This window comes from Planktotalea sp., from assembly GCF_039984035.1.
Taxonomy (GTDB): domain Bacteria; phylum Pseudomonadota; class Alphaproteobacteria; order Rhodobacterales; family Rhodobacteraceae; genus Planktotalea.
The window spans coordinates 1-7816 of record NZ_JBDWVM010000430.1 but is presented as its reverse complement, the minus strand read 5'-3'; the positions used below and the strand labels follow the sequence as shown (position 1 = coordinate 7816).

The window sequence follows — 7816 nt, the reverse complement described above, 5'->3', positions numbered from 1 at the left end:
CCAAATGAGCATCGATTATTTGACGAATGCACATGAGGGCGCAACCAAAAACCCCCGCCTTGTAGACAAGGCGGGGTCAGTAGGTGCCGTGAAGTCAGGACACAGGCACCGGCGGTGTTCGAATAAATTTAGGGTAATCGCTTAGTTAGGCTTTTCTGCCATTTCAGAGCGAATTTGTTGACGCAGGACATCAATCGGGACGGTCTTGCCATCGCGCTTGAAGCTCCAGTAGGTCCAGCCATTACAGCTTGGCGCGCCTTCCAGCGCGGCGCCGACCTGATGGATCGAGCCCTTTACATCGTCCCCAATGAGCGTGCCATCTGCACGGACCTTGGCCTTGTGACGGTTGTTCATAGAATAGAGGTTCTCACCCGGGCGCAGCATGCCGCGTTCAACCAACTGGCCGAACGGTACGCGTGGTTCTGCGCGCTTAGATGTAGAGACTTGCAGCGCTTCACGATCAAACTTGCGAACGCTTTTAATGCGCTTCTCTGCAACTTTGCGGTAGGCCGCTTCGCGCTCAATGCCGATGTATTCACGGCCCAGCATCTTAGCCACTGCGCCTGTCGTACCTGTGCCAAAGAATGGATCAAGAACCACATCGCCTGGGTTGGTTGAACCGACGATAACGCGGTGCAACAAGCTCTCTGGCTTTTGAGTTGGGTGCGCTTTTTCGCCTGCTTCGTCTTTCAGACGCTCATGACCTGTGCAGATCGGGAGAACCCAATCGGAACGCATCTGGATGCCTTCGTTCAGGGATTTCAGCGCTTCATAGTTAAACGTGTACTTCGCGCCCTCGGATTTGGAGGCCCAAATCATTGTTTCATGAGCGTTAGTAAAGCGTTTGCCACGGAAGTTCGGCATCGGGTTAGACTTGCGCCAAACCACATCATTCAGGATCCAGTAGCCCGCATTCTGAAGCGCAGAGCCCACCCGAAAGATGTTGTGATAAGAACCGATCACCCAAATAGCCCCATTGGGTTTGAGCAATCGGCGTGCAGCTTTGAGCCAGTCTTGGGTAAACTTGTCGTAGGCTGCGAAAGAAGAGAATTGGTCCCAGTGGTCATCAACCGCATCAACGCGGGAGTTATCAGGACGGTGCAGGTCACCTTTGAGCTGCAGGTTATAGGGCGGATCGGCGAAAATCAGATCGATGGAATTCTCTGGAAGAGAGTTCATGATCTCGATGCAGTCACCAGATTGAATCGTGTTTAGGGGAAGCGTGGCTTGCGCCTGCGCCTTTGTTTTTACTGTCATATCGTGCCTCAATGTCCCGGCGCTTTTGCGCTCTGTGGTTGAGTACCAATGTGAGTCAAACGTGATTCGTGGTCAATTTCTTTTTTGAATCAATAGGTTGGTTATTTCTCTTGATACAAGATGTTGTGTATGGGTTTGAACGAACGTCTATGGTGTGGGGTCACCCCAAGTTCCACGAGTGCATTTTTGTGACGCTTTGACGGGTATCCGGCGTTCGTTTCCCAACCATAACCGGGGTACTGTTGCGCCAAATCCCACATGACATAATCTCGACAGATTTTGGCCACAATTGAGGCCGCCGAAATCGAAACTGATCGGTTGTCTCCCTTTACAATGGCTTCTGATGATCCGGTCAAACCACGCGGAATCATATTTCCGTCAACTAACAGGTGATCTGGCACTTGTTTTAACCCCGCGACCGCGCGTTCCATCGCGAGATGAGAGGCACGAAGGATGTTCAACTCGTCGATTTCCTCAACCGAAGCATGAGCAATCGACACGTCAGCGCATTGGAGTAGTTCATCATGGAGCACTTGTCGCTTTTTCGCCGATAGCTTTTTACTATCGTTGAGCCCGTCTGGGATGTTTGCTGGATCGAGGATCACAGCTGCGGCCGTGACGGGACCAGCCAAAGGGCCGCGCCCGACTTCATCCACACCAGCGACAAGAGACAGGCCGCGCGCCTGAGCTGCGCTTTCAAAAGAATAGTCGGGTCCAAGAAGGGTCATTTGTGATCTATCCTCTTTATTGTCTTCGCAACCCTCAATTACGATCTTGTTCAGGATTCCGAAAGCGCAGAGTGTTACTGCATCTTTGGAGGGCCTTGCCACTATGAACCCAGATTCGAATTCTGCCGCGCTTCAGTCCGCTGACAAAGCGCTGCGCAAAAGTATCAAGCCGATGTTGCGGCTTATTCCGTCACAGCGCGTTATCAACTGGCTGACCTATCTCAGTGCTAAGGTGACGGGCATTACACACAAAGCTGCGCGCGCCGAATGGATCGATCAGGGCGGGGTCGCAGTGCTGCGCATAACGCCTGATGTGGTAAAGCACCCCGATGCGGCGATGCTTTACTTTCATGGCGGGGCTTATGTGATCGGCAGTCCAACATCTTCTGAAAATGAAGCGCGTCGCTTGGCGATCAGCAGCGGAATGGCCGTCTATTCAGTGAAATATACGACTGCGATCCATGCGCCCTATCCTGCGGCGGTAAATGATGGGGTTGCCGCCTACAATGCGATTGTCGCGTCTGGTGTTGCCCCCTCTCAGATATTGCTGACTGGGACGAGCGCAGGAGGTGGGCTGGTTTTAGCGATGCTGCAGCGGTTGATTAAAGAAGGTGGATCACTTCCTGCGGGTGTCGTTACGCTGTCTCCATGGCTTGATCTGACGGCATCGCATCCATCGATCGACACGCTCGCAGAACGCGAGGCCATCCTGACCCGTACTTGGATCAGTCGCGCCGCCAAAATGTACGCGGCAGATACGAACTTGCGCGATCCTGAAGTATCACCGGGGTTTGGTTCGTTTAAGGGCAGCCCGCCGCACCTGGTTTTGTATAGCACAGCAGAAATCTTCCGGGATGAGGTGGAGGCGTTTATTGAAAAGCTGGTGGAAGAAGAGGTGTCGGCGCACGTGGGTGTGAACAATCATGCGCCTCATGCGTGGCCCGTGTTGGTTGATGAAGCGCCGGAAACTGAAGTTGCATTTAAAATGATTGCTGCGTTTGCAGAGCAACATTTGAGTTGATCAACAAGAAAAGAGCGAGAGCAGTTATCCTGCTCTCGCTCTTGTTTGCAGCGTTTCGGGGGAACGCGCTGCTCACTGCTCGTTTTTGATTAGTGACGGTGACGACGGTTGTAACGACCATGTCCGTGGCCATGACGGTGCCCGTGTCCACGCGCTGCGTGCTTGTGTCCGCGGTGGCCGTGACGGCTCACGTGTTTTTTAGGGCTAGGCGAACTGCGTTTGAAGCCACCATTATTTTCGATCGCCTTGCCAATGATAAAGAGCGCGGCTGCCCCTGCAAGAACGCCTGCGATGGCTTCATTGCCGTGGTTTGGATTGGTTTGAGCACGCATCGGAGCGCGGTATTGTTCAGCTTGAGCCATGGATGCGGACACGCTTGTAATGGCGATGGCTGCTGCGATTACGGTAGAGATAAAAGTACGGTGCATGAGTTAAGTCCTTACTTGGTTGAGGCGCCCTCCAAGACTTGGTGGGCTTGATGGGATCAACTTGGGCTGGACCGCTTCAGGCAGGCAATATCATCGCATTGTTATCCAATAACGCCGTTAAAAACCTCTATTGTTATTGAAAAACATCGCGCTTGGGCGCAGGTTCTGGGTCATGAAAAATCACATTACACACATCATTGCCGCAGGCGCGCTCAGCCTTTTTGCGAGTGCTGCCGCAGCGGATTGCACCGCGACCTATAAGGCGAAAAAGGACAATCCTTTGAAGCTGGAGCATGCAAGCATGTCGGTCTCCGGGCCCTGCACAACCGCCGCCGCGACGGGTCAGGTCAAAGCGGCCCTTGCGGAGCGAGGGTGGACATTGCTGAAGGTTTTGTCAGTCTCTGACAAGTAATCGGGAGACAAACCTTGCTAGAAGACACTGCAAACGCCGCCGACGCGCGGCGCACAGGCAATCGGATCGTCGTCATTGGTTTGGCGGCGATTGTTGGCATTTTATTGGTCGCGGCGATTATTCTGTTCGCCAACCTGCCGGACGCGAACGCGTTCAACATGCGCGTAGAGCGCATTTTTATCGAAAACGATGATTTGACGAGTCAGGCAGAAATCAAGCTGCTGGAAATCTTGGCGCAGTCTGGGACGTCGTTTTCTGAAACCTTGGCATCCTACCGATTTGTGATTTTCGTTTTGTTGGTCTTTGCGACGGCTTTGCTAATCGCAGCTGTTGTTTTCCTTGTGATGCTCGTCGTTCTAAATCGCCGCATGGCGCAGATTGAACGCTCTGGCATTCAGGTGTCATCGCTGTTGATCAGCCGGGATGAAAAGACAGTTTATCTCAATAATATGGGTTTCAAGCTGACGGATGCTGCGATGGAGACGTTGTCAGTTTTGGCAGAGGCGCGAATGGATGATGACGTTATGACTGGCGTTGAGATTGAAGCCGTCATTTCGGGCCGAAACTCTGCCGATTGTGAAGAGGCCGCTGGCGCGACACGGATCAAGCGCTTGCGCGATGGTCTGGGCAATCAAATGGTCAGTGAGTTGTTGGTGAAAAACATCGCGCGCAAAGGATATATGCTTGCGATTGATAAGGACGTGATCAAGGTTCTTTGAGTGTTTCGGATCGCTTTCGCGATCCGCCCGTCTGGGGGTTTCACCCCCAGACCCTGAGGATATTTGGAAAAGGTGAAATGTACAGTTTTTGCGAGTGACTCGCAATTTGGTGTTTCGTACCTATATCTCTTTCATGGATAGAAGAACGTTTCATAAAGGTCTGGTTGGTGGAGCAGTTGCTGCGGGCTTGCCGATCCCGTCCGCTGCGGCGGCCACAAAACCTGTGACGAGTTCGCTCTATACTTGGGCTGTTGCGATTGCGCGCGCGCAGAACCGCGTTTCACCTGAATTGCTTACGCGCCAATTAAGAATATCTCAGGCCGCCGCAACAGAGCTGTATGCTTCACTGATCTCAAACGGAGTCGTGCGCGCGCCGATGTTCGGTGGGATAGCGCGTGCGGTTGAGCCCTTGTTTAAGCATGGTCGTTTTCGCGTTGTCCAACCGTCCATAAGAGCGTCGACCGAGCATTCACTCGAAGACTTAAAAGGCAAATTGGATGCAGCGCTGGAAGATGATGCGCCCGAGGAAGAGACGGACGCATCTTTGGATCAAGCGACCTGATCAAGATTGCGTGCGATGACGAGGCGTTGAATGTCGCTTGTGCCTTCGTAAATTTGGCAAATGCGCACGTCGCGGTAAATGCGTTCAACAGGGTAGTCCGAAAGATACCCGTAGCCACCGTGGATTTGGATCGCGTCAGAGCAAACCTTCTCCGCGATCTCTGATGAAAAGAGTTTCGCCATGGAGGCTTCATTCAAGCAAGGAATGCCTGCCTCTTTGAGCGAAGCCGCGTGCATGACCAATTGATGGGCTGCTTCGACTTGTGTCGCCATATCAGCAAGTTTGAAACCGATGGCCTGATGGTTGGCGATAGGCTTGCCGAATGCCGTGCGTTCAGCTGCATAATCGCGCGCGACCTTAAGCGCAGAGCGCGCCATACCGACGGCTTGCGCGGCGATACCGATGCGGCCACCTTCCAAGTTCGCGAGGGCGATTTTGTAACCTTCGCCTTCTTCGCCAAGCAGGTTTTCTGCAGGGATGCGCATGTCTGTGAATGCAAGCTGACACGTGTCAGAGCAATGCAGGCCAAGCTTTTCTTCGACGCGGACGACCTCGTAGCCGGGTGTGTCGGTTTCGACGATAAAGGCGCTGATGCCTTTCTTGCCTGCTTCTTTGTCTGTGACGGCAAAGATAATGATCATCTGGCCGTTCTTGCCGGACGTGATGAACTGCTTTGCGCCATTGATCACATAGTGATCGCCATCGCGTACTGCGGTGGTCTTGAGGTTAGAGGCATCAGAGCCAGCTTGTGGTTCGGTCAAGGCAAAGCCGCCGATCCATTCGCCGCTGGCGAGTTTTGGCAGGTACTTTTTCTTTTGTGCCTCATTACCGTAACGCACGATTGGCACACAGCCGACAGAGCTATGCACAGAAACGATTGTCGACACTGGTCCATCGCCTGCCGCGATCTCTTCGAGCGCGAGCGCATAAGCCACAGCGCCAGTTTCGGAGCCGCCGTATTCTTCTGGCACCAACATGCCCATCAAGCCGAGTTCGCCCATTTGAGTTAACTCTTCGCGCGGAAACTCTGCGGATTTATCGCGTGCTTCCGCACTGGGCCAAAGCACGTCTTGCGAAAACTGCTGGGTCATTTCGCGAATAGCGGTCTGAATTTCGTTCAAGATCATTGCATCATCTCCAATGCGACTGCTGTTGCTTCACCACCGCCAATGCAGACAGAGGCAACGCCGCGTTTCATATCACGCGCTTGAAGCGCACCAATTAGGGTAACCATAATGCGCGCTGCGGACGCGCCGATGGGGTGACCAAGGGCACAGGCACCGCCGTGCACATTCACCTTGTCATGGGGCAAATCTAGGGCCTGCATCGCGGCCATTGGCACGACAGCGAAGGCCTCGTTGATCTCAAAGAGGTCCACATCTTTCAGATCCCAACCCGTCTTTTGCGTGAGCTTGTCGAGCGAGCCGATGGGCGCAGTTGGGAAGAGACCGGGCTTGTCCGCATAGCTTGCATGACCCACCATGCGCGCGATTGGGGTGAGGCCACGTTTCTCTGCCTCGGATGCACGCATCATGACCATCGCCGCAGCGCCATCAGAGATAGAAGAGGAGTTGGCCGCAGTCACAGTGCCGTCCTTGCGAAACGCTGGGCGCAGATTGCGGATTTTGTCGCGCTTGGCTTTTGCGGGCTGTTCATCCGTGGAGATCAACGTTTCATCGCGACGTGTTTGAACGGTGACTGGCGTGACTTCACTCTCAAAATGTCCACCATCGATAGCGGCTACAGCACGGTCGAGCGATGCAATGGCATAATCGTCCTGAGCTTCGCGGGTGAATTGGTAGGATTCTGCGCAATCTTCAGCAAAGGTGCCCATCAGGCGACCTTTGTCATAGGCGTCTTCCAAACCATCAAAGAACATATGATCTTGCAGTTGAGCATGACCCATCCGCAGACCAGCGCGCGCCTTTGGCATCAGGTATGGAGCGTTGGACATGCTTTCCATACCGCCGGCGATGATGACGTCTGAGGAACCCGCAACTAACATATCATGGGCGTACATCGCAGCTTTCATCCCAGAGCCGCACATCTTGTTCAGTGTGGTGCAAGTCGCCGAAAGCGGCAGGCCAGCGCCCAATGCGGCTTGGCGCGCGGGCGCTTGACCCTGACCTGCGCTGAGCACGTTGCCAAAGGCGACTTCTTCGACGTCTTCTGGTGCGATGCCTGCACGTTCAACTGCCGCCTTGATCGCGGCTGATCCAAGATGGGATGCAGATACAGAGGCAAAATCGCCCTCAAAACCGCCCATGGGCGTGCGTACTGTAGACACGATTACAATAGGGTCTGTTGCGGACATGGGGCGCTCCTCAAGAAATTCTCGTGGTAGTGATAGACGAAGTTGTACTGGCAAACTATGCTCAAAGGTGACTAACGATTGAGCTATTTTGCCATAATGCCTGATACGTCCATGCCAGAGAAATTCATTTCTAGTGCTTTCGTCAGCGAAGCGCTTGAGTGCGCACGTCGTGGCGGCGTTGATATCGCGCGGCTGTTAGAGCGCGCTGAGATCGACGCGCCCGGTGGCGGCAAGGTGAGCGCACAAGCCTTCGGTCGACTCTGGCTCGGGATTGCTGATGCGATGGATGACGAATTCTTCGGCAACGCAGCGCGCCCCATGCGGCCCGGGAGTTTTGCGTTGATGGGACATAGTACGCGGGGTGCGCAAACGCTT

General features: G+C 53.9%; 10 protein-coding genes. 5 read left to right on the top strand and 5 right to left on the bottom strand.

What is annotated here, in order from left to right; genetic code table 11:
- Window positions 1-141: 141 nt before the first annotated feature.
- Together ABJQ89_RS18915 and ABJQ89_RS18910 are read right to left on the bottom strand one after the other, a co-directional pair.
- Window positions 142-1257, bottom strand: coding sequence for a site-specific DNA-methyltransferase (locus ABJQ89_RS18915; protein WP_348497710.1), 1116 nt, complete (start codon window positions 1255-1257; stop codon window positions 142-144).
- 101 nt (window positions 1258-1358) lie between these two features.
- The gene (locus ABJQ89_RS18910) at window positions 1359-1985 is read right to left on the bottom strand and encodes a ribonuclease HII (protein WP_348497709.1); all 627 of its coding nucleotides are present in this window, start codon (window positions 1983-1985) and stop codon (window positions 1359-1361) included.
- Window positions 1986-2088: 103 nt separating this feature from the next.
- Here ABJQ89_RS18910 and ABJQ89_RS18905 point away from each other — a divergent pair, with 103 nt between their 5' ends.
- Window positions 2089-3006, top strand: coding sequence for an alpha/beta hydrolase (locus ABJQ89_RS18905; protein ID WP_348497708.1), 918 nt, complete (start codon window positions 2089-2091; stop codon window positions 3004-3006).
- Between the two features lie 89 nt (window positions 3007-3095).
- On the opposite strand, the gene ABJQ89_RS18900 is transcribed toward ABJQ89_RS18905, so the two are convergent.
- Window positions 3096-3434, bottom strand: a complete 339-nt coding sequence (locus tag ABJQ89_RS18900) for a hypothetical protein (RefSeq protein WP_348497707.1) — start codon at window positions 3432-3434, stop codon at window positions 3096-3098.
- A gap of 172 nt (window positions 3435-3606) precedes the next feature.
- Here ABJQ89_RS18900 and ABJQ89_RS18895 point away from each other — a divergent pair, with 172 nt between their 5' ends.
- The 3 genes from ABJQ89_RS18895 to ABJQ89_RS18885 all read left to right on the top strand — a co-directional run bounded on the left by ABJQ89_RS18895 (window position 3607) and on the right by ABJQ89_RS18885 (window position 5127).
- Window positions 3607-3846 (top strand): hypothetical protein, encoded by a 240-nt coding sequence (locus ABJQ89_RS18895; RefSeq protein WP_348497706.1) that lies wholly within the window; start codon window positions 3607-3609, stop codon window positions 3844-3846.
- Window positions 3847-3860: 14 nt separating this feature from the next.
- On the top strand, window positions 3861-4565 hold the full coding sequence (locus ABJQ89_RS18890; protein ID WP_348497705.1) for a hypothetical protein: 705 nt from the start codon (window positions 3861-3863) through the stop codon (window positions 4563-4565).
- A gap of 133 nt (window positions 4566-4698) precedes the next feature.
- On the top strand, window positions 4699-5127 hold the full coding sequence (locus tag ABJQ89_RS18885; protein ID WP_348497704.1) for a hypothetical protein: 429 nt from the start codon (window positions 4699-4701) through the stop codon (window positions 5125-5127).
- Here ABJQ89_RS18885 and ABJQ89_RS18880 read toward each other — a convergent pair.
- A complete protein-coding gene (locus ABJQ89_RS18880) occupies window positions 5115-6254 on the bottom strand; it encodes an acyl-CoA dehydrogenase family protein (protein WP_348497703.1) in 1140 nt (379 codons plus the stop codon). The genes ABJQ89_RS18885 and ABJQ89_RS18880 overlap by 13 nt on opposite strands.
- Entirely contained in the window at window positions 6251-7441 is a 1191-nt protein-coding gene (locus ABJQ89_RS18875; RefSeq protein ID WP_348497702.1) for an acetyl-CoA C-acyltransferase, read from the bottom strand. The genes ABJQ89_RS18880 and ABJQ89_RS18875 overlap by 4 nt, the downstream gene beginning before the upstream one ends.
- 78 nt (window positions 7442-7519) lie before the next feature.
- Here ABJQ89_RS18875 and ABJQ89_RS18870 point away from each other — a divergent pair.
- The coding region (locus tag ABJQ89_RS18870; RefSeq protein WP_348497701.1) for an AraC family transcriptional regulator ligand-binding domain-containing protein at window positions 7520-7816 on the top strand (297 nt) is incomplete at its 3' end.

Excerpts from the sequence above, each read along its gene's own strand:
- ABJQ89_RS18905 (WP_348497708.1), top strand. The coding sequence starts at position 2,089 with ATGAACCCAGATTCGAATTCTGCCGCGCTTCAGTCCGCTGACAAAGCG.
- ABJQ89_RS18900 (WP_348497707.1), bottom strand. The coding sequence starts at position 3,434 with ATGCACCGTACTTTTATCTCTACCGTAATCGCAGCAGCCATCGCCATT.
- ABJQ89_RS18875 (WP_348497702.1), bottom strand. The coding sequence starts at position 7,441 with ATGTCCGCAACAGACCCTATTGTAATCGTGTCTACAGTACGCACGCCC.
- ABJQ89_RS18915 (WP_348497710.1), bottom strand. The coding sequence starts at position 1,257 with ATGACAGTAAAAACAAAGGCGCAGGCGCAAGCCACGCTTCCCCTAAAC.
- ABJQ89_RS18895 (WP_348497706.1), top strand. The coding sequence starts at position 3,607 with ATGAAAAATCACATTACACACATCATTGCCGCAGGCGCGCTCAGCCTT.
- ABJQ89_RS18880 (WP_348497703.1), bottom strand. The coding sequence starts at position 6,254 with ATGATCTTGAACGAAATTCAGACCGCTATTCGCGAAATGACCCAGCAG.
- ABJQ89_RS18885 (WP_348497704.1), top strand. The coding sequence starts at position 4,699 with ATGGATAGAAGAACGTTTCATAAAGGTCTGGTTGGTGGAGCAGTTGCT.
- ABJQ89_RS18910 (WP_348497709.1), bottom strand. The coding sequence starts at position 1,985 with ATGACCCTTCTTGGACCCGACTATTCTTTTGAAAGCGCAGCTCAGGCG.